The 18431-nt window shown below is 67.7% G+C and carries 19 protein-coding genes; 9 read left to right on the forward strand and 10 right to left on the reverse strand.

What is annotated here, in order from left to right:
* Window positions 1–94 precede the first annotated feature (94 nt).
* On the reverse strand, window positions 95–1051 hold the full coding sequence (locus AC1DCJ_RS07040) for a sodium:calcium antiporter (protein WP_478070526.1): 957 nt from the start codon (window positions 1049–1051) through the stop codon (window positions 95–97).
* A 119-nt stretch (window positions 1052–1170) separates the two neighbouring features.
* A complete protein-coding gene (locus tag AC1DCJ_RS07045; RefSeq protein WP_478070527.1) occupies window positions 1171–1800 on the reverse strand; it encodes a hypothetical protein in 630 nt (209 codons plus the stop codon).
* Between the two features lie 133 nt (window positions 1801–1933).
* Here AC1DCJ_RS07045 and AC1DCJ_RS07050 point away from each other — a divergent pair, with 133 nt between their 5' ends.
* The 3 genes from AC1DCJ_RS07050 (at window position 1934) to AC1DCJ_RS07060 (ending at window position 3366) form a co-directional block, all read left to right on the forward strand.
* Window positions 1934–2458, forward strand: a complete 525-nt coding sequence (locus tag AC1DCJ_RS07050; RefSeq protein ID WP_428712132.1) for a hypothetical protein — start codon at window positions 1934–1936, stop codon at window positions 2456–2458.
* A 102-nt stretch (window positions 2459–2560) separates the two neighbouring features.
* On the forward strand, window positions 2561–3067 hold the full coding sequence (locus tag AC1DCJ_RS07055) for a hypothetical protein (RefSeq protein ID WP_478070528.1): 507 nt from the start codon (window positions 2561–2563) through the stop codon (window positions 3065–3067).
* The gene (locus tag AC1DCJ_RS07060; protein ID WP_478070529.1) at window positions 3064–3366 is read left to right on the forward strand and encodes a plasmid stabilization protein; all 303 of its coding nucleotides are present in this window, start codon (window positions 3064–3066) and stop codon (window positions 3364–3366) included. Before AC1DCJ_RS07055 ends, AC1DCJ_RS07060 begins: the two co-directional genes overlap by 4 nt.
* Before the next feature lie 142 nt (window positions 3367–3508).
* On the opposite strand, the gene AC1DCJ_RS07065 is transcribed toward AC1DCJ_RS07060, so the two are convergent.
* The 3 genes from AC1DCJ_RS07065 to hppD all read right to left on the reverse strand — a co-directional run bounded on the left by AC1DCJ_RS07065 (window position 3509) and on the right by hppD (window position 6858).
* Window positions 3509–4276, reverse strand: coding sequence for a pentapeptide repeat-containing protein (locus AC1DCJ_RS07065; protein WP_478070530.1), 768 nt, complete (start codon window positions 4274–4276; stop codon window positions 3509–3511).
* A complete protein-coding gene (gene hmgA, locus AC1DCJ_RS07070; RefSeq protein ID WP_478070531.1) occupies window positions 4273–5574 on the reverse strand; it encodes a homogentisate 1,2-dioxygenase in 1302 nt (433 codons plus the stop codon). Before hmgA ends, AC1DCJ_RS07065 begins: the two co-directional genes overlap by 4 nt.
* Before the next feature lie 168 nt (window positions 5575–5742).
* Window positions 5743–6858, reverse strand: coding sequence for a 4-hydroxyphenylpyruvate dioxygenase (hppD, locus tag AC1DCJ_RS07075; RefSeq protein WP_181406166.1), 1116 nt, complete (start codon window positions 6856–6858; stop codon window positions 5743–5745).
* Between the two features lie 130 nt (window positions 6859–6988).
* On the opposite strand from hppD, the gene AC1DCJ_RS07080 reads away from it, so the two are divergent.
* A complete protein-coding gene (locus AC1DCJ_RS07080) occupies window positions 6989–7480 on the forward strand; it encodes a MarR family winged helix-turn-helix transcriptional regulator (RefSeq protein WP_128095606.1) in 492 nt (163 codons plus the stop codon).
* Window positions 7481–7703: 223 nt separating this feature from the next.
* Here AC1DCJ_RS07080 and AC1DCJ_RS07085 read toward each other — a convergent pair whose 3' ends face one another.
* Entirely contained in the window at window positions 7704–8846 is a 1143-nt protein-coding gene (locus tag AC1DCJ_RS07085) for a hypothetical protein (RefSeq protein WP_141057824.1), read from the reverse strand.
* A 228-nt stretch (window positions 8847–9074) separates the two neighbouring features.
* On the opposite strand from AC1DCJ_RS07085, the gene AC1DCJ_RS07090 reads away from it, so the two are divergent.
* On the forward strand, window positions 9075–9479 hold the full coding sequence (locus tag AC1DCJ_RS07090; RefSeq protein WP_258317393.1) for a DUF4198 domain-containing protein: 405 nt from the start codon (window positions 9075–9077) through the stop codon (window positions 9477–9479).
* A gap of 480 nt (window positions 9480–9959) precedes the next feature.
* Here AC1DCJ_RS07090 and AC1DCJ_RS07095 read toward each other — a convergent pair whose 3' ends face one another.
* From AC1DCJ_RS07095 to AC1DCJ_RS07105, 3 genes are all read right to left on the reverse strand, one after another.
* Window positions 9960–10562, reverse strand: coding sequence for a thioredoxin family protein (locus AC1DCJ_RS07095; protein WP_394343872.1), 603 nt, complete (start codon window positions 10560–10562; stop codon window positions 9960–9962).
* A gap of 14 nt (window positions 10563–10576) precedes the next feature.
* A complete protein-coding gene (locus AC1DCJ_RS07100; protein WP_478070532.1) occupies window positions 10577–12079 on the reverse strand; it encodes a peptide MFS transporter in 1503 nt (500 codons plus the stop codon).
* 241 nt (window positions 12080–12320) lie between these two features.
* Window positions 12321–13199 (reverse strand): tryptophan 2,3-dioxygenase, encoded by an 879-nt coding sequence (locus tag AC1DCJ_RS07105; protein WP_038685763.1) that lies wholly within the window; start codon window positions 13197–13199, stop codon window positions 12321–12323.
* A gap of 335 nt (window positions 13200–13534) precedes the next feature.
* Here AC1DCJ_RS07105 and pdhA point away from each other — a divergent pair, with 335 nt between their 5' ends.
* The 4 genes from pdhA to AC1DCJ_RS07125 are packed head-to-tail and all read left to right on the forward strand — an operon-like array spanning window position 13535 to window position 17426.
* The gene (pdhA, locus tag AC1DCJ_RS07110; protein ID WP_038685762.1) at window positions 13535–14617 is read left to right on the forward strand and encodes a pyruvate dehydrogenase (acetyl-transferring) E1 component subunit alpha; all 1083 of its coding nucleotides are present in this window, start codon (window positions 13535–13537) and stop codon (window positions 14615–14617) included.
* Window positions 14610–15677 carry an alpha-ketoacid dehydrogenase subunit beta gene (locus AC1DCJ_RS07115; RefSeq protein WP_141057826.1) on the forward strand — a complete coding sequence of 356 codons (1068 nt, stop codon included), beginning with the start codon at window positions 14610–14612 and terminating at the stop codon, window positions 15675–15677. Before pdhA ends, AC1DCJ_RS07115 begins: the two co-directional genes overlap by 8 nt.
* 1 nt (window position 15678) lies before the next feature.
* Window positions 15679–16032: an SH3 domain-containing protein gene (locus AC1DCJ_RS07120; RefSeq protein WP_038685760.1), complete on the forward strand. Its 354-nt coding sequence runs from the start codon at window positions 15679–15681 to the stop codon at window positions 16030–16032.
* The gene (locus AC1DCJ_RS07125) at window positions 16029–17426 is read left to right on the forward strand and encodes a dihydrolipoamide acetyltransferase family protein (RefSeq protein WP_478070533.1); all 1398 of its coding nucleotides are present in this window, start codon (window positions 16029–16031) and stop codon (window positions 17424–17426) included. The genes AC1DCJ_RS07120 and AC1DCJ_RS07125 overlap by 4 nt, the downstream gene beginning before the upstream one ends.
* 275 nt (window positions 17427–17701) lie before the next feature.
* On the opposite strand, the gene AC1DCJ_RS07130 is transcribed toward AC1DCJ_RS07125, so the two are convergent.
* Window positions 17702–18337 carry an NAD(P)H-binding protein gene (locus AC1DCJ_RS07130; protein WP_478070534.1) on the reverse strand — a complete coding sequence of 212 codons (636 nt, stop codon included), beginning with the start codon at window positions 18335–18337 and terminating at the stop codon, window positions 17702–17704.
* Between the last annotated feature and the right edge of the window lie 94 nt (window positions 18338–18431).

Raw genomic sequence — 18431 nt, forward strand, 5'->3', positions numbered from 1 at the left:
GCCGACCGTTGGTCGGCTGCTCCCACATCGCGCCCAAAGCAGCCGACCAACGGTCGGCTCTACCCCGGAGCGCGACGGCCGCCGACGCGGCCTCTCAGCCGCCCCAAACCAGCGCCAGCTCCAGCGCCACCCAGCCCAGGAACGCCACCAGCAGCACGCCGCCTTCGCGGCGGCTGACGGTCAGGTCGCCACGCAACATCGGGTACAGTACCAGCACGAAGGCGATCGCCGCCGGCAGCTCCAGGCGCACGAACGACGCCGGTACGGCCAGCGGCCGCAGTGCGGCCATGCCGCCCACCACCACCAGCAGGTTGAACAGGCTCGAGCCGATCACGTGGCCCAGCACCATGTCGCCCTGCCCGCGCCGTGCCGCCGCCACCGCCGCCGCCACTTCGGGCAGCGCGGTGCCAATGGCCACCGGCAACAGGCCCACCAGCAACGGCGACCAGCCCAGCCCCGCGCCGAACACCGGCGCGGCCTGCACGATCCAGCGCGCGCCGTAGTACAGGCACACCCCGGCGAACACCACCCGCACCAGGTTGAGGAACAGGCCGGTGCGGGTCATCGCATAGCCGGCGATGGCCTCGCGCACGGGGTCCGATTCCAGCCGCGCGCGGCGCAGCACGAACACCAGCGACGCCACGAAGCCGAGCAGCAGCAGGCCGCCTTCCCAGCGCGTCACCACGCCGTCCAGGCCGAACACGATCAGCGCCAGGCTCGCCAGCGCCACCAGCACCAGCAGCGGCGACAGCAGCCGCGCGCGCACCAGCAGCGGGGCCGCCAGCGCGGCCAGGCCCAAGGTCAGGCCGACGTTGACGATATTGCTGCCCACCGCGTTACCCAGCGCGAGCTCTTCGGCTCCCACCACGAACGCACGCGCGTTGACCACCAGTTCCGGCAGCGAGGTGCCGAAGGCCACCAGCAGCAGCCCGGCCATGAACGGCGAGGCGCCGAAGCGCTGGGCCAGGCCGGAGGCCGCCTTGACGATCGAATCGCCGCCCAGTGCCAGCAGCAGCAATCCCAGCAGGAACCAAGCAGTGGCAGCAATCATCGGCAATCCCCAGGCATCAATGGGCCGATTCTAGAGCCAGACCGCACGCAGGGGGTGAGGAATCGGGCGCCCCTCGGCAGAAGCGGCGCGGCCTGCCCACGGCGCGCGCCGCAGCAGGCTTACGAGCAGCCTTCGACGTAGTCCACCTGCGGGGTCTGGCCGACCCGCCAGGCGCTGACATTGCCGTCGCCGTTGATCTCGAAGTTGATCAGCGCGCCGCCCTCGGTGGCCGGCCGCACGCGCAGGTTGTGGCCCTTCTCGTCGTACTTGTGCGGGGTGACATCGCCGCGGTCGGGGTACAGGGTCTGCAGCTGGCCCAGCGACATACCGACCTTGCCGCCCCCGGGCGCGGTGATGCGGTCGTTGCGCACGTCGTAGCGGACCAGACGCTTGCCTTCGATCATCAGGATCACGTCCTCGGCCTGTGCCCCTTCCGGGCGCAGTGCATGGCAGTAGTCGTCCGGCACCTCGCCCTGCAGCGGCGCCTTCCAGGCGGCTCGCACCGCGTCCAGGGTGCTGCCCAGGGTCAGCGGGCCATAGCCATCCAGCCGCGCCGGGCCGGCGGCGGCCGGGTCCTGCGCTGCGGGCGCTGCGGGCGCTGCAGGCGGTGCGGCGGGCGCGGCCGGCGTTGTGTCGACCGGCGTCGGCACGGCGGCCTCGGCGTCCTTCGACGGGGTTTCAGGGGTGCGGTCGCAGCTGCTCAGTGCCAACGCGATGCCCAATGCCAGAACGCTTCCCAGCTGCTTCATCTGCACTTCCTCCAGTCGGTGGTCGGCAGCCTAGCGCGAACGCTGTGCAGTGGCTGCATGCAGGAACGTGATTGTCATCGCGGTTTCACCTGCCGCGTTCAGGCTCGGCCTGCACCGCATCGACCCCACGCCCATGCAACCGCGCAAGACCGACCTCGCCCGCACCGCCCTGCAGGCCCACCGTGCGCCCCTGGACATGCGCCAGCGCCGCCTGCTGATCCTGTGCGACGGCCAACGCGATCTGCCGCAGCTCACCGCCATGATCGGGCCGGAAGCGTCAGCAATGGTGATCCAGCTGATCCAGGCCGGGTACTTGGTGTCCAGCGCCGCAGCCGAGCCCACGCCACCGCCCGCCCCTGAGCCCGTGCCGACGCCCGCGGCACCGGCAGCAGTCCCGACCGAGCGCCGGCGCTCGCTGGTGGCCGCGCGCATCTACCTGCTGGGCATCCTGGAACTGCAACGGCACCCCCACGCGGCCGCGCTGTTGCATGCGCTGCAGCAGGCACGCAGCGACGAGGCGGTGATCGCCGGCCTGCATACCGCGCTGGATGCGCTGCCCGCGCTCACCTCGCCCGGCTATGCCGAGCGGGTCCGCCAGCGCCTGCTGGAAGTGCTGCCGAAGGAGCAGGTCGACGGGTTCCAGACGCTCGCCGTTTGATCACGCATTGCGCGATGCTGGTTGTGATGAAGACCTTGAATTGGACATGGCCGGACGCTGCGGGCACGGTGTCAGGCATCGCCCGAGCCAGAGGATTCATTGATGTATGATTCCCATGTAACTATTGATTGGGAGTCCATCATGGTCAGCACAATCAAACTGGCGACTGTCCGCGAGCTGGCTGGGGCCGGCAGCGTGCGGGAAACGACCTTGGTTGCGGCAGCCGATGGCTACACGATCACCTTCGCCTTGGAAAACAGCGAGCGGGCCTTGGGCACCAAGGATGGTGCGCCGCGTCTGTTCTCCGGCGTCCAGGCCGCTGCGCGGGTGCTTTCCAAACTGGGCATCACGCGGTATCGCGTGGATGCCACGGCAACGGCAGGCGCCGATCCCATTCGTCGCTCCCGTCCGGATCGGGCACGTGCACTGAAGCAACTGCATGACGATGCCGCGTACCTCGATCAGATCAGGGACGCCGTAGCGGAATCACGTGCAGACGCACGACCCGCATTGTCCAGCACCGAAGCACGCCAGCAGATGGATGCACTGAAGACACGGCTCAGCCGCGATCTTCAGTCGGCAATGAAGCGCCACGCACGCACGAAATGACGGTTGCCTGGAGCAGGCGCGCCATCGAGGACAGAACAGCGCGGTTGGTCGAGGCGCTTGAGCGCGCCTGTGAAGTACCCGACCCGCAGCTGTTCACTGCAGCTGTTGAGCGCGATGACGCGATTGAGCAGGAAGGCAACGCACTGGACGGTGCCGCGCGTTATCGGTCGGGCTGGGTGGAAGGAACGTTCATCTATGCAACTCGCGACGGTAGGCACCTCATTGCCTACCAGCGTGAGGCAGATGAGGTTCGCATTGATCGCGTGCTATTGACCCGACGCCACTTGAACCGCGACTGAGGGCTGGCCCGAATCTCTCCTGGCGTGGACCTGCGGCGTCCCGACGCAACACCCCGACCAACGCGGGGAGAGAATGAGCAGTCAACTGCCCTGCGGCGCCTCGGCGATGACGGCGCTTTCGCACGTTGCCTGCGGTGGCACCTCAGGGCGCGGTCAGCGCCACAATCAACGCCTCTGCAACCGCCGGTTCTTCCACATGGCGCAGGTTGTCCACGTTGAGGATGTCGCCCTGCATCTGCGCGTAGCGGCGAAGGCGGCGCGTGAGCACCTTGGTGGCGGCATCGGCCGGTGCCGCGGACAACGCCTCCAACGCCCGGCGCGCACGTGCGGCGATGTCCGGCAGGAAAACATGGCGCGGATCGCGTGGCGGAATGACGTTATCCAGCCGGCAGTTCTCGAAGGACACGTAGTCCAGAACGCAGGCGCTGAAGTCCGCATCCAGCAAGGCCGGTGTACCGGCGGCAACAAACCTCACGTCCTTCAGCACGCCCTCGAACCGGCAGCCGGTGGTGGCGTGTGCCGGCATGCCGGTGTCGACGATCCGGCAGTTGATGAAGGTGCAGCCGTCGAGCACGCAGGCATCGAAACGGCTCTGGCGGAAATCGCAGGTGTCGAAGACGCAGCCGCGAAACACGGTGTCATTGAGGCCACTGGCGCGAAAGTCGACACGGGTGAACTTGCACGCCTCCATCACGGTGCGCTCGAAGAACCGCACCTCGGACATATCGCAGCCCTCGAAGACGGTACGTTGCAGCGTGCAGCGCTCGAACAGCGGCGCTTCCAGGCTGACGCCGCGCAGGTGCAGACCCTCGATATGCTCGCCAACGAAACRCGCTCTGGCGGGCAGCCGCAACGAGATGGCCGCCTCGTGCAGCAGGTTCAGTGACGCGTGCGGCAGGGTCGCGCTCACGCGGTGAAGTTCGCCTTCAGGCCCTGCCAGCACTGCTGGTAATCGCGCTGCCGGTGCGCGGCGTCCATGGCCTGCGCGGTCGGGCGGATCACCCCACGGGTTTCGAACATGAAGGCCATGGTGTCCTTGATCACGTCCGGTTTGCTCAGGTCAGCCGCAGAGGCCTTGTCGAACGTGGCCGCATCCGGGCCGTGCCCGCTCATGCAGTTGTGCAGCGAGGCGCCCCCGGGCACGAAGCCGGCTGCCTTGGCGTCGTAGGCACCGTGGATGAGGCCCATGAACTCGCTGGCGATGTTGCGGTGGAACCACGGCGGCCGGAACGTGTCCTGCGCCACCAGCCAGCGCGGCGGGAAGATGGCGAAGTCCATGTTGCTGGTCCCCGGGGTGTCGCTGGGCGAATGCAGCACCAGGAAGATCGACGGATCCGGATGGTCGTGGCTGATCGAGCCGATGGTGTTGAAGCGGCGCAGGTCGTAGCGGTACGGTGCGTAGTTGCCGTGCCAGGCGACCACGTCCAGCGGCGAGTGGCCGATGGGCGCGCGCCACAGCTGGCCGCCGAACTTGGCGATCAGCTCGAAGTCCCCCTCGATGTTCTCGAAGGCGGCCTGCGGCGTTTCGAAATCACGCGGGTTGGCCAGACCGTTGGAGCCGATGGGCCCCAGGTCGGGCAGCTTCAGCAGGGCGCCAAAGTTCTCGCAGATGTAGCCACGTGCCTGGCCGTCGGGCAGTTCAACCCGGAAGCGCACGCCACGCGGAATCACCGCCACCTGCTGCGGCTCGATCTCGACCACGCCCAGCTCGGTGAGCAGGCGCAGGCGACCCAGCTGCGGCACGATCAGCAGCTCGCCGTCGGCGTTGTAGAAGTAGCGGCCCTGCATGTCGGCGTTGGCCGCGTACAGGTGGATGCCCACGCCATGGTGCGCGTCGGGCGCGCCGTTGCCGCCCATGGTGTACAGGCCATCGATGAAATCGGTGGGGGTGCCGGGCAGCGGCAGCGGGTCCCAGCGCAGCTGGTTGGGCGACACCGCCCCCGCGGCGAAGTCGCCGTGCAGGTGCGGCTGGGCGTAGACAGTGAACTCACCGTGCGCCAACGCCGGGCGGATCCGGTACAGCCAGCTGCGCCGGTTGCTGCCGCGCGGTGCGGTGAACGCAGTGCCCGACAACTGTTCGGCGTACAGGCCATGCGCCACCCGCTGTGGCGAGTTGCGCCCTACCGGCAGCGCGCCGGGGACGGCCTCAGTGGCGAACTCGTTGCCGAAGCCGGTCTGGTAACCGCGGGCGGTGATGGAGGTGCTCATCTGTGCGTGTCCTGGCGGAGCCTGGGAGGTGTGCGATGGTCGTGCGTTGGAGCAGCCGGGCAGAGCCCGGCTCTACGGGTATGTCCGGCCTTGCAGCAGCCGGGCAGCGCCCGGCGGTACGGAGGGTCCGGCGTGGCGGGCGCCGCGCCGGACCTATGCCGGGTTACGTTACAGCACGCCGCGCTTCATCTGGTCGCGTTCGATGCTCTCGAACAGCGCGGTGAAGTTGCCTTCGCCGAAGCCTTCGTTGCCCTTGCGCTGGATGATCTCGAAGAAGATCGGGCCGATGCAGTTGGTGGTGAAGATCTGCAGCAGCTTGCGCTGCTTGGTTTCCGGATCGGCGTCGATCAGGATCTTGTTTTTGGCCAGGCGCGCCACGTCTTCGCCGTGGCCCGGCACGCGCATGTCGATCACGTCGAAGTAGGTGTCCGGGGTATCCAGGAATTCCACGCCCTGCGCACGCATCGCCTCGACGGTGTCGTAGATGTTGTCGGTGAAGCAGGCGATGTGCTGGATGCCCTCGCCCTTGTAGGCGTCCAGGTACTCGTTGATCTGGCTCTTCGGATCGGACGATTCGTTGAGCGGGATGCGCACGATGCCGTCCGGGGCGGTCATCGCCTTGGACACCAGGCCGGTCTTGAGGCCCTTGATGTCGAAGTAGCGGATTTCGCGGAAGTTGAACAGGCGCTCGTAGTAGTCCGACCACTGCTGCATGTTGCCGAAGTACAGATTGTGGGTGAGGTGGTCGATGAAGGTCAGGCCGAACCCGGTCGGGCGCGTGTTGACGCCTTCGATCGGCGCGTAGTCGGCATCGAACATGCTGCCGTTGGCGCCATAGCGGTCCACCAGGTACAGCATGCAGTCGCCGATGCCCTTGATCACCGGGGCCGGCACGGCCTTGCTGTCCGGCTTGAAGTCGATCGCTTCGGCGCCGTTGCCCAGCGCCATCTGGAACACGTCGTCACCCGGCTTCTGGAAGCGGATGGCGAAACCACAGGCGCACGGGCCGTGCTTTTCAGCGAAGTCCGAGGCGAACGAATCGGGTTCTTCGTTGACCAGGAAGTTGACGTCGCCCTGGCGGTACACGGTGATGGCGCGGCGCTTGTGGCGCAGCACGGCGGTGAAGCCCATCTTGCGGAAGTAGTCGTGCAGTTCGGCGGCGCGGCCGGCCGGCGCGGCGAACTCGACGAACTCGAACCCGTCGATGCCCATCGGGTTTTCGAAGGTGGTGACCTGCATGCCCGGATCGGGTGCGTGGGACGCGGTGCTCGGTTGGCTGTTCATGATGTGGCTCCAAAGCAAAGTCCGCATCGGAAAAAACCAGGTGCGGGAGGCGGGCAGACCCGCGAGAATGCGGTGTCCGGAACTAAGGTTTATAGTTTCACATGAAACCACCATCAAGGTGCACCGCAGCATGAACCCACCCGATCCCAGCAGCCACAGCATCCGTGCCTCGCACGCCCTGCTCGACCTGGAACAGTTCCTGCCGTACCGGCTGAGCGTCCTGTCCAACCGGGTCAGCGGCAATATCGCCAAGCTGTATGGGGACCGTTATGGTCTGGCGATCCCGGAATGGCGGGTCATCACCATTCTGGCGCTGTATCCGGGCTCGTCGGCCAGCGAAGTGTCCGACCGCACCGCGATGGACAAGGTGGCCGTCAGCCGCGCCGTGGCCAGACTGCTCGAGCGTGGCTTCATCAAGCGTGAAACCCACGGCGACGACCGGCGCCGCTCGGTGCTGGCGCTGTCGGCGGCCGGCTTCGAGGTGTACGAGACCATCGCACCGCTGGTGATCGAGATCACCCGCAAGCTGATGTCCGTGCTGAGCGAGGAGGAGGAACAGATGCTGGAGACGCTGATCCTGCGCCTGGCCGGGGAAGGCCTGCAGAAGATGGACCAGGGCTGAGCGACAGGCGTACCCACCAACGGTGGGTACCTACGTAGCGATTGCGCATTCGCGCTTCCGCTCCCACGCTTTGCTGCGCAAAACGCGGGCCCCCCTCACCATCACCCACATCCCCGCGCCTTCGGCGCGCCCCCTTGGACTCCAAGGGGGCTTTCCTCCAGACAGGGTTCCCATCAACGGTGGGTACCTACGCCGGTAGGCAACGACCGTTGGTCGTTGCGCGTCAGCTCAGATGCTTGCGCCGCGCATGCACCCACGGCGCAGCCAGCGCACCGATGGCGCCGCCGGCGAAGGCGAGCGAGGCGGCCACTACCGCCGCCTCGATGGCATTGGGCAGGGCCAGCGCGGCCAGCACCAGCAGGGCCGAGGGCAGGCCGATGAAGGTGGCCATGAAGTAGCCCCAGCGCGGCGCCCAGGTGCCTACCTGGAGCAGGCTCACCGGCATCCACGTTTCGGCCGAGGCGTCCTGTTTGACCTTGGCCGCCACCTTGGTCAGGTCCACTTCCACCGGCCCCTTGCCGGTGCGCGCCACGGCCAGCATCTGCGCCACCTCCTCCACCGGCGGGAACGAGGTCGGCCACGTCATCGGAGCGGTGACCCCGTAAGCGGTCAACAACGGCACGCTGATCCACGGCGCCAGCAGCGGGCGCAGCTTGCGCCGGTCGAGCACGCACCAGAGCTGGCTCACGCCATGGGCCACCACCGCGTACAGCGCCAGCTGACCCGGTTCGGGGTACGGCAGCATGCTCACCCGGGCGGCCATGCTGTCGTAGCCCATCTGACGCAGGAAGCCAGGACGGGTGCGGCCCTCGTGCGCCCAGGCCAGGCCCAGCGCCCCCACCAGATAGGCCTCGGCCGGATCCTTCACCCCGGCACTGGCGCGGTCGTCGCTGGCCAGGAAGAAGGCCAGCGACTTGGGCTCGTCCACGTCGTCGCGGTCCCAGCGGCCGGCGTCGCCCAGCACATGCTTGAGCGGCAGCCGCGCCGGGGCGGTCTCGGCCTTGGCCGCGTTCTGCAGGAACGGCAGCACCGACAGCACGAAGCTCTGCAGGTCCAGCGCGCGCAAACCGCTTCCCTGCCATTCCGGCGGCAGCAGCCCGGCCAGGGCCGGGTTGCGCGCCAGCAGGTCCAGCTGCGCCTTCTGCTCGACCAGCTTCTGCACCGCGGCCTTGAGCATCACGTTGTCGGGCACCGCCACCAGCGGCAGCCGGTAGCGGATGGCGCCAGGGGCCGGCGCATCGTCGTGCGCATCGCCGCCGTCCAACGTGCCGTGGTCGTCCAGCAGCACATCCACCGGGGGCAGGCTTACCCCGCCGGTGACATCAAGGCTGGTGTCCGAAGTGCTGTCGTTGGTGCCCGGCTGCATGCGTATCCGTCCATTGGTGTGCGCCACGAAACACGCGCGGCATGAGGTCCTTGGAGGTAACGGCAGCGGCCTGCGGAAGTTGAGGGGCGGTTTCGGTGCCGGAGCGGTTGATGCGACCATAGCGGCTGGAACAGCGTGCACAGCAGGAAGCCAATGACCTTCTCCAACCGGATGCGATGGGCGTGCTGCACGCTGCTGCTGGCAGGACTTCTCACACCAGGATGGGCGATGGCTTTTTCAAAGACGCTGTATCTGTTTTCCGAGGTGCACGGCACGGTACTGCTGAACGGGCAACCGGCGCAGGGCGTGGAGGTCGAGCAGGACTACCACTGGCGCTGGGGCGAACAGAAGCGCACCACGACCGTGACCACCGATGCGCAGGGGCGTTTCCACTTTGCGGAAGTGACAGGCACGTCATGGACCGCCCGCCTGCTGCCGCATGAGCCGGTGATCGTCCAGCGCATCACGCTGCGCTACCAGGGCAAGGAGCACAAGGGCTGGTACATGGCCAAGCACAACTACGACCGTCTGGGCGAAGTGCCGGGCCGGCCGTTGACGCTGGTGTGTGACCTGGCCGATGAGGCAGTGGCCCATCCGGACACGGAAACCTTCGGCATCTGCGTGCTGCGCTAGCGGCACGCCAGGCCTGGAATCCGGCAGCGGGTCAGAGATGCCGTGATGCATTTGCGACTGCGTTGACAGCCGCTGCGGACGGCATTACGCGGGCGTTGGGGCCCAGCGCCCGACCCRCCGACAGCGCCAGAAAAGCCTGGCTTCCCCTGCTTAYCGCAAGCCGAGCCCCGTAGCGGCCGGTAGGCTCCTGGGCAAAATAAAGGAGGAGGCCGCCCCGCGGCCGGGGGACATTTGCGCCAGGGGCCTACCGGCTGCTACGGGGCCCTCACACGCGCGACCAGCCCGGTCAAAGACGCCGGCCGATCCAAGGCGCCTGCACACATGCCCACCCGCGTAGCGTCGTGCTCACGCTGCGACGGCCCTTGCAACAACACGCTCCCCTCAGATGAGAGAAGAACCAAAAAAAAGCCCCGATGCCGAGAGGCATCGAGGCGTTCTTCTTGACCGATCCACGTTACGTGGACTGCCGCAGCGCTTGGATCACGGCGCCTTGGCAGGCGCCCAGTCCTTCATGAAGGCGAAGAACCGCGTGCGGTTGTACCCCTTCGGCTGACCCTTGTCGGCCTCCAGCTCGCCGGTGAACTGCGAGTGCAGCAGCTTGCCGTCGGCGTCGAGCACGAACAGGTGCGGGTAGCCCTTGATCGCCGGGAACTGCGACAGGAATGCCGCGTTCTCGTTGTCTTCGCTGTAATTGACCTTCATCCACACGAAGTTGGCGTCGCGGAAGCTGCGGATCTCCGCATCGCCCTCGATGAAGGCATCCATCAGGTGGCACCACGAGCACCACTCCCCGCCCACGTCCAGCACGATCCGCTTGCCCCCGCGCTGAGCCTCGACCTTGGCCGTGGCCAGGTCGGCGACCGGATCGCGGGCCGGGTCGAACTGCGCGTTGAGCGCCGCCACGGCGGCGACATCCGCCGCGGCCGGGGTATTGCCCGAGGCCACCGGTACGCTGGGATCAGCGACCGGCGCCTTCTGCTCGGTGGTGTCCACCGGCTGCGCAGGCGCGGTAGCAGGCGCCGACGACGGCGAGCAGGCGGCCAGCAGGCCGGCCACGATCATCGCACCACCCCATGCGTGCATGCGCATCATCGACCTCACTTGACGCCGTGCATCAGCTTGTTGATCAGCGGGGCGAGCAGGAACAGCAGCGCACCGGAAATGATCAACGCCCAGAAACCGAAGGTGTAGCCCTTCAGGGCCGATTCCACGGTCATGCCGCCTTCGCCACTGACCACGCCGGCAAAGATGCCCGACAGGTTGTTGCCGATGCCGGTGGACAGGAACCAGCCGCCCATGCCGAAGCCCACCAGGCGCACCGGGGCCAGCTTGGTCACCATCGACAGGCCGATCGGCGACAGGCACAGCTCACCGACCGACTGGATGACGTAGACCATGAACAGCGTCCAGAACGGGATCTTGCCGTCCACCACCATGCTCGACAGGGCCAGCATCAGCAGCGCGAAGGCCGCGCCGTTGAACAGCAGGCCCAGGCCGAACTTGCGCGGGATCGACGGGTTGGCGCGGCCGAGCTTGATCCAGATCCAGGCAATGATCGGGGCCAGGGTGATGATGGCCACCGAGTTGACCGACTGGAACCACGCGGTCGGGAAGGTCCAGCCGCCGAGCTGGCGGTTGACGATCTCATCGGCCAGGAAGGTGAACGAGCTGCCGGCCTGTTCGAAGAACATCCAGAACATCACGTTGAAGACGAAGATGATCAGCATGGCGATCACGCGATCGCGCTGGACCTTGCCCTCGCGGATGCCTTCAACCAGCAGCAGCACGCCAAGCGCGATGAACATCACGCCCAGGATCCAGGCCAGCGCGGTGGCGCCGGTGGACAGCAGGAAGTAGGCCACCGGGATGGCGACGATCGCGCCCACGAACACCATGATGATGCGGCCGAACCCTTCGGCGCCCACCGGCGGTGCGCCGATGCCCTTCAGGCCGGCACGGCCGACGTAGAACCACGCCAGGCTGATCAGCATGCCGATGCCCGAGGCGATGAAGACCATCTTGTAGGACGGCATCGCCTGGGTGCCGAACACCCGTTCGGCCAGGTACTGGGTAAGCACCGGGGCGATCATCGCGCCGATGTTGATGCCCATGTAGAAGATGGTGAAGCCCGAGTCGCGCCGCTCATCCTTCAGGCCGTACAGCTTGCCGACCATGGTGGAAATGTTGGGCTTGAACAGGCCGTTGCCGATGATGATCGTGGCCAGGCCCAACTCGAACACTTCCTTGTTGGGCATGGCGACCATGAACAGGCCGGCGGCCATGATCACCGCGCCGGTCAGGATCGAGCGTTGGTAGCCCAGCACCCGGTCGGCCACGTAGCCGCCGAAGATGGCCGCGGCGTAGACCAGCGCCAGGTAGGCACCGTAGGTGCGGCTGGCGGCAGCCTGGCCGGCCGAGTCGCCCTCGAAGAACTGCGACACGATGTACAGCACCAGCGCCCAGCGGACGCCGTAGAACGCGAAGCGCTCCCAGAATTCGGTCATGAACAGCATCCACAACGGGCGCGGATGGCCCAGCGTGGTCTTGAAATCCGGCAGCGCCGGGTCGGGAACGGATTTCGCGGCGGCGTCTACGCTCATGCGGGATTCCTGGGTTCGGTGGAAGACATGCACGTCCGATGTGCGAACAGCGCGGGAGAATCCCAGACCAACGGCGTTCACGTCAAATACACGCTGATCCGTGCAGGTGACGGCATGCTCGCTGAACTTGCACCTGCAACCGTCGGGGAGGGCCCGCCAGCGCAGCAACGGCGGGGGCTGCGGGCAGCCCCGTGGTCATCCGGGTGTCATGATGAATAGGGCGATCGGTGCCCGCGCGGACTCAGGCGTCCGGCGGCATCGGGTCGTCGTTGCGGATCGTGGTGCGCACCTGGAACAGCTCCGGGAAGAAGGTCAGCTCCAGCGCCTGGCGCAGGAAGCCGACCCCGCTGGAGCCGCCGGTGCCGCGCTTGAAGCCGATCACCCGCATCACCGTGCGCATGTGACGGAAGCGCCACAGCTGGAACGCGGTCTCCAGGTCCACCAGGTCCTCGCACAGCGAATACTCGCGCCAGAAGCGGTCGGTGTTCTGGTAGATCCGCTCGAACACCGGGTGCAGGGCGTCGTCGGCCACGTGCGGCTGCTGCCAGTCGCGGCCGGTGTACTCGGCCGGTACCGGGTGGCCGAAGCGGGCCAGGTAGCGCAGGAATTCCTCGTACAGGCTGGGCGCGTCCAGCACTTCCTGCAGCTGCGCCTGGCCGGCCGGGTCGTGCGAGAACACCTGCAGCATCTGCGCGTTCTTGTTGCCCAGCAGGAACTCGATGTAGCGGTACTGCAGCGACTGGAAGCCCGAGGACGGGCCCAGCACGTCGCGGAAGCCCATGTACTCGGACGGGGTCAGGGTTTCCAGCACCGACCACTGCTCGGTGAGCTGGCGCAGCACCTGCTTGCTGCGCGCCAGCACCTTGCGGCACTGCCAGACCTCGTCGCGCTGCAGGAAGCCGATGGCCGCGCGCAGTTCGTGGGCCAGCAGCTTCAGCCACAGCTCGGAGGTCTGGTGCTGGATGATGAAGAGCATCTCATCGTGGTGCGGCGGGTTGGACAGCGGCTGCTGGGCGCTGAGCAGCTGGTCCAGCCGCAGGTAGCCGCCGTAGGTCAGGCGCCCCTGCAGATCGGTGTGGATACCGGCTTCGAGGTCGCGTTGGTTCTTCTCGACGGACATGGCGTGGGCCAAATGAGGGGGTCAAAGGGTAGCGCACAGCATGCGCTCCCGGGCGGCGGGTGCCATGCGCCGGCGTGTGGTGCCCAGGCCGGGCCCGGATTCTGCGCGGGCCGACCGGCGGCGGCGGCCACCCGCCCTGCCCCGGCAACCGCCGCTCATGCCCGGTTGCAGCAACTGAATACGTTGCAGTCATTGGCATTTCGCGCCCCTTACGGGGTATATGGGCGTATTGTCCACCGGGACACTTGCTGCGCCGCAGGACGGCTTTTTCGTACGCCTTCCTTAACATGGCAATTCATATCATTTGTAACTTCCTGTCGAAGGTGCAGTACGCAATGACGGTTGCCGCTGAGTTCAAGATCGAATACCTGCAGTACCTGGACACGGACGGCACGCTCGTCCGCGATGACCTGCCCGAGGCCCTGCGCGATCCACGCGCGCTGCTGCCGATGTTCAAGCAGATGCTGTTCGTGCGCGTGTTCGACGGCAAGTCGATCGCGCTGCAGCGCACCGGCAAGCTGGGTACCTACGCGGCCTGCCTGGGCCACGAAGCCGCGCACGTGGGCATTGGCGCCTCGATGCAGAAGGACGACGTGTTCGCACCGTCCTACCGCGAGTACGGCGCGATGTTCATGCGTGGCGTGCGCCCGCACGACGTGCTGATGTACTGGGGCGGCGACGAGCGTGGCAACGACTACGGCGGCAACGCGGCCAAGGACTTCCCGTTCTGCGTGCCGATTTCCACCCAGTGCCTGCATGCGGCCGGCGCGGCGCTGAAGTTCAAGCTCAACAATGAAAAGCAGATCGCGGTGGCGGTGTGTGGCGATGGCGGCAGCTCCAAGACCGACTTCTACGCTGCCCTGAACTCCGCCGGTGCCTACAAGCTCCCGCTGATCCTGTGCATCGTCAACAACGGCTGGGCCATCTCGGTCCCGCGTTCGGCCCAGACCGGCGCCGAAACGCTGGCGCAGAAGGGGCTGGCCGGTGGCCTGTTCTGCCTGCAGGTGGACGGCAACGACCTGATCGCGGTGATGGCCGCCATGCTGCAGGCGCGCGAACGCGCGCTGGCCGGCGACGGCGGCACCGTGCTGGAACTGATGACCTACCGCCTGTCCGACCACACCACCGCCGATGACGCGCGCCGCTACCGCGACGACGCCGAAGTGAAGGATGCCTGGCAGCGCGAGCCGATGCTGCGCCTGCGCAAGTACCTCACCAACGCCGGTGTGTGGAGCGAGGAAGAGGAAGCCGCCTGGACCGCCGAGTGCGGCAAGCGCGTGGACGAAGAAGTGAACCTGTACCTCAATACCCCGGTGCAGCCGGTGGAGGCGATGTTCGACTTCCTGTATGCCGATCCGCCGCAGGACCTGCTGGCCCAGCGTGCGCAGGCGATCGCCCTGGAGCAGCGCCATGGATGAGATCAAGAACGGCGCCTCCAGCGCGCAGACCAACGCCGCCGACAGCGCCGCCGTCGCGCGCGGAGAAGACATCATGACCACCACCCCGATCACCCTCATCGAAGCCATCACCCAGGCGCTGGCCTGGGAGCTGGAGCACGACAAGTCGGTGCTGGTGCTGGGCGAAGACGTGGGCGTCAACGGCGGCGTGTTCCGCGCCACCGCCGGCCTGCAGCAGCGCTTTGGCGCCGACCGCATCCTGGACACCCCGCTGGATGAAACCACCATCGCCGGGCTGACCATCGGCCTGGCCGCACAGGGCATGAAGCCGGTGGCCGAAGCCCAGTTCGACGGCTTCATGTACCCGATGGTGGACCACATCATCTGCCACGCCGCGCGCCTGCGTTACCGCACCCGTGGCCGCCTGCACTGCCCGATGGTGCTGCGCGTGCCGTGGGGCGGTGGCATCCGCGCGCCGGAGCACCACAGCGAAGCCAACGAGTCCATCTTCACCAACGTGCCGGGCCTGCGCGTGGTGCTGCCGTCCTCGCCGCAGCGCGCCTATGGCCTGCTGCTGGCCGCGATCCGCGAACCGGATCCGGTGATCTACATGGAGCCCAAGCGCATCTACCGCCAGTACAAGGAAGTGGTCGTCAATGACGGCGAAGCCTTGCCGCTGGACGTGTGCTTCGTGCTGCGCGACGGCACCGACGTGACCCTGGTGACCTGGGGCGCGCAGGTGAAGGAAGCGCTGGAAGCGGCCGACAAGCTGGCCGGCGAAGGCATCAGTGCCGAAGTGATCGACGTGGCCACGCTGCGTCCGCTCGACTTTGCCACCATCGCCGAATCGGTGGCCAAGACCGGCCGTTGCGTGATCGTGCAGGAGGCGCCGAAGACGGCCGGCTTCGGTGCGGAAATCGCCGCGCGCCTGGCCGAGGAATCGCTGTACGACCTGCTGGCACCGGTCGAGCGCGTCACCGGCTATGACACCCACATTCCGTTGTTCCGCCTGGAAATGAAGTACCTGCCGAGCGTGGACCGGATCGTCAGCGCGGCCAAACGCGCCATTGCGGCAGGCTGACGTGCGGGCCCGCCTCCTCGGCCCGTACCGCAGCCAGTACCCCAACCCGCTCCGGTTCCGCACCGGCCAGATCGTCGAACTGGGTGTTCGTGACGAGGAATGGCCGGCGTTTGCCTGGGTACGCACCGATGACGGGCGTGCCGGCTGGGCACCGGTGGCGTGGTTGCAGTTGCTGGACGAAGGTCGCGCAGAAGCCCTGCGCGACTATGACGCCCGCGAACTGGATGTGGACAGCGGTGAACTGGTCAAACTGCATCATGAACACGGTGGTTGGTGGTGGTCCGAGCGCGCGAACGGCGCGACGGGCTGGTTGCCGGCCCGCGATCTCGAACTGCTGGAAGAGAACTGCACATGAGTGAGAACAAGAATTTCCACCTGCCCGACCTCGGCGAAGGCCTGCCGGACGCCACGATCGTGGAGTGGTTCGTCAAGGTAGGCGACGTGATCGCGCTCGACGCGCCGCTGGTGTCCATGGAGACCGCCAAGGCCGTGGTCGAAGTGCCCTCGCCGTTCTCCGGCAAGGTGCTGGCGCTGGCCGGCGGTGAAGGCGACATCATTCCCACCGGCAGCGTGCTGGCCCAGTTCGAACTGGACCCGAACATGCCGCAGCGCGCCGATGGCCAGGACACCGGCCACAGCCACGGGCATGCCGCGCCGTCGCCCACCCCCAGCACCGGCCAGACCGCGGCCGCGCAGCCGGACAAGGTAGTGGCGTCGGACAACGGTGGCGAGATCGCCAAGCCCGGCGCCGAGCGCGATGACGCCGGCACCGTGGTCGGCGCCATGCAGAGCTCCAATGCCGTGCACGCCGAACAGGCCGTCGCCGTGGGCGGGGTCAAGGCCGTGCCGGCCGTGCGCGCCACCGCGCGCAAGCTGGGCGTGGACCTCACCCGCGTGCGTGCCACCGGCACCGATGGCGCGGTGACCATGGCCGACGTCAAGCAGGCCGCCGCCGATGGCAGCGCCAAGGTCGGCGCTGCGCCGGCACGCGCCGCCGTGGCCGCACCGGCTGCAGCTGCACCGGCACCGGTGGCGCGCGCCGCCGAATCGCGTACGCCGCTGTCGGCCGCCGGTCGCCCGATGCGCACCCAGCCGCCGGGCGTGGTGGCCAAGGGCCAGCCGGAACCGCTCAAGGGCGTGCGCCGCAACATGGCGCGGGTCATGGCCGATGCGCACAGCAAGGTCGTGCCGACCACGCTCAACGACGACGCCGACATCCACGCCTGGGTGCCGGGCAACGACGTCACCGCGCGCCTGGTGCGCTCGATCGTGGCGGCCTGCCAGAAGGTGCCGGCCCTGAACGCGTGGTTCGACGGCGATGCGCTCACCCGCACGCTGCACAACCAGGTGGACATCGGCATCGCGGTGGACACCGACGACGGCCTGTTCGTGCCTGCCCTGCGCAACGCTGACATGCTCGACGCCCGTGGCATCCGCGAGGGCGTGAACCGCCTGCGCGAGCAGGTGGAATCGCGCTCGATCGCCGCGTCCGAGCTGAGCGGCTACACCATCTCGCTGTCCAACTTCGGCATGTTCGCTGGCCGCTACGCGACCCCGGTCGTGGTGCCGCCGTGCGTGGCCATCGTCGGTGCCGGTCGTGCCCGCCACCAGATGACCCCGGTGATGGGCGGCGTGGAAGCGCACAAGGTGATCCCGCTGTCGGTCACCTTCGACCACCGCGCGGCGACCGGCGGTGAGGCGGCGCGCTTCCTGCGGGCGATGCTGGATGATCTGGCGCTGGCCAGCTGATCTGCGCGAGCGGGTAGCTGCCGACCGTTGGTCGGCGGGCAATGACGGATACGACAACGGCCACCGCAAGGTGGCCGTTGTTGTTTGCGCGCCCGGTAGTGCCGGCCGCTGGCCGGCTCCTCCGGATACCGTGCAGCCGACCAACGGTCGGCTCTACCTCGGTGGGTTTCCTGCAGCCGACCAACGGTCGGCTCTACGTCGGTGGGTTCCTGCAGCCGACCAACGGTCGGCTCTACCTCCGGGTGGGGTTCTGTGCAGCCGACCAACGGTCGGCTCTACCCGGCCAGGGCTGCTGCGCCTACGATCTGGACGCCCGGGCGCGGGGCCAGTGCTGCCTCCACCATCGCCGCGGCGATGTTCACCGCCGGGTTGATCCGCCAGGCGCGTGGCAGCACCGGGCCGAGCGCTCCCAGCACCAGGCTGGCCAGGTGCTCGCCGGTGCGGCGTTCGCTGCGTTCGCCGCCGATCAGGCCGGGGCGTACCAGCGTCAGCGAGCGGTAGCCCAGCCCGCGCAGGTCCTGTTCCAGCCGGCCCTTGACCTGGTTGTAGAAGATCCGCGACTGCGCATCGGCGCCCATCGCCGAATTCAGCACGAACGCGTGCGCCCCGTGGGCCTGGGCCAGGGTGGCCACCTGCAGCGGGTAGTCGTGGTCGATCCGGGCGAACACCGCGCGGCTGCCGGCCTGCTTGATCGTGCTGCCCAGCGCGCAGACCACCGCATCCACCGCCCACCAGGTCGCGTCCACCGGCAGCCGCTCGAAGTCGACCACCGGGTTGTGCAGGGCCGGGTCGGCGTGCGCCAGCGGCCGCCGGGTGGGCGCCACCACCGCATCGCAGCGCGGGTCATCCAGCAGCTGCTGCAGCACCTGCCCGCCCACCAGCCCGGTTGCCCCCACCAGCATCACCTTCATCGCACGCTCCCACCGTCAGATTGCCTACCATCGTGGCACAGCTGCCGTGCCCGTCCCGCGTTCAAGCCGGCCTGCACCGCGCCGATACTGTTCC

The organism is Stenotrophomonas sp. 10N36 (assembly GCF_056395005.1).

What these genes read in the sequence shown, in the direction of transcription:
- AC1DCJ_RS07040 (WP_478070526.1), bottom strand. Translation starts at nt 1,051, where the DNA reads ATGATTGCTGCCACTGCTTGGTTCCTGCTGGGATTGCTGCTGCTGGCA.
- AC1DCJ_RS07045 (WP_478070527.1), bottom strand. Translation starts at nt 1,800, where the DNA reads ATGAAGCAGCTGGGAAGCGTTCTGGCATTGGGCATCGCGTTGGCACTG.
- AC1DCJ_RS07050 (WP_428712132.1), top strand. Translation starts at nt 1,934, where the DNA reads ATGCAACCGCGCAAGACCGACCTCGCCCGCACCGCCCTGCAGGCCCAC.
- AC1DCJ_RS07055 (WP_478070528.1), top strand. Translation starts at nt 2,561, where the DNA reads ATGTATGATTCCCATGTAACTATTGATTGGGAGTCCATCATGGTCAGC.
- AC1DCJ_RS07060 (WP_478070529.1), top strand. Translation starts at nt 3,064, where the DNA reads ATGACGGTTGCCTGGAGCAGGCGCGCCATCGAGGACAGAACAGCGCGG.
- hmgA (WP_478070531.1), bottom strand. Translation starts at nt 5,574, where the DNA reads ATGAGCACCTCCATCACCGCCCGCGGTTACCAGACCGGCTTCGGCAAC.
- hppD (WP_181406166.1), bottom strand. Translation starts at nt 6,858, where the DNA reads ATGAACAGCCAACCGAGCACCGCGTCCCACGCACCCGATCCGGGCATG.
- AC1DCJ_RS07080 (WP_128095606.1), top strand. Translation starts at nt 6,989, where the DNA reads ATGAACCCACCCGATCCCAGCAGCCACAGCATCCGTGCCTCGCACGCC.
- AC1DCJ_RS07085 (WP_141057824.1), bottom strand. Translation starts at nt 8,846, where the DNA reads ATGCAGCCGGGCACCAACGACAGCACTTCGGACACCAGCCTTGATGTC.
- AC1DCJ_RS07090 (WP_258317393.1), top strand. Translation starts at nt 9,075, where the DNA reads ATGGCTTTTTCAAAGACGCTGTATCTGTTTTCCGAGGTGCACGGCACG.
- AC1DCJ_RS07095 (WP_394343872.1), bottom strand. Translation starts at nt 10,562, where the DNA reads ATGCACGCATGGGGTGGTGCGATGATCGTGGCCGGCCTGCTGGCCGCC.
- AC1DCJ_RS07100 (WP_478070532.1), bottom strand. Translation starts at nt 12,079, where the DNA reads ATGAGCGTAGACGCCGCCGCGAAATCCGTTCCCGACCCGGCGCTGCCG.
- AC1DCJ_RS07105 (WP_038685763.1), bottom strand. Translation starts at nt 13,199, where the DNA reads ATGTCCGTCGAGAAGAACCAACGCGACCTCGAAGCCGGTATCCACACC.
- pdhA (WP_038685762.1), top strand. Translation starts at nt 13,535, where the DNA reads ATGACGGTTGCCGCTGAGTTCAAGATCGAATACCTGCAGTACCTGGAC.
- AC1DCJ_RS07115 (WP_141057826.1), top strand. Translation starts at nt 14,610, where the DNA reads ATGGATGAGATCAAGAACGGCGCCTCCAGCGCGCAGACCAACGCCGCC.
- AC1DCJ_RS07125 (WP_478070533.1), top strand. Translation starts at nt 16,029, where the DNA reads ATGAGTGAGAACAAGAATTTCCACCTGCCCGACCTCGGCGAAGGCCTG.
- AC1DCJ_RS07130 (WP_478070534.1), bottom strand. Translation starts at nt 18,337, where the DNA reads ATGAAGGTGATGCTGGTGGGGGCAACCGGGCTGGTGGGCGGGCAGGTG.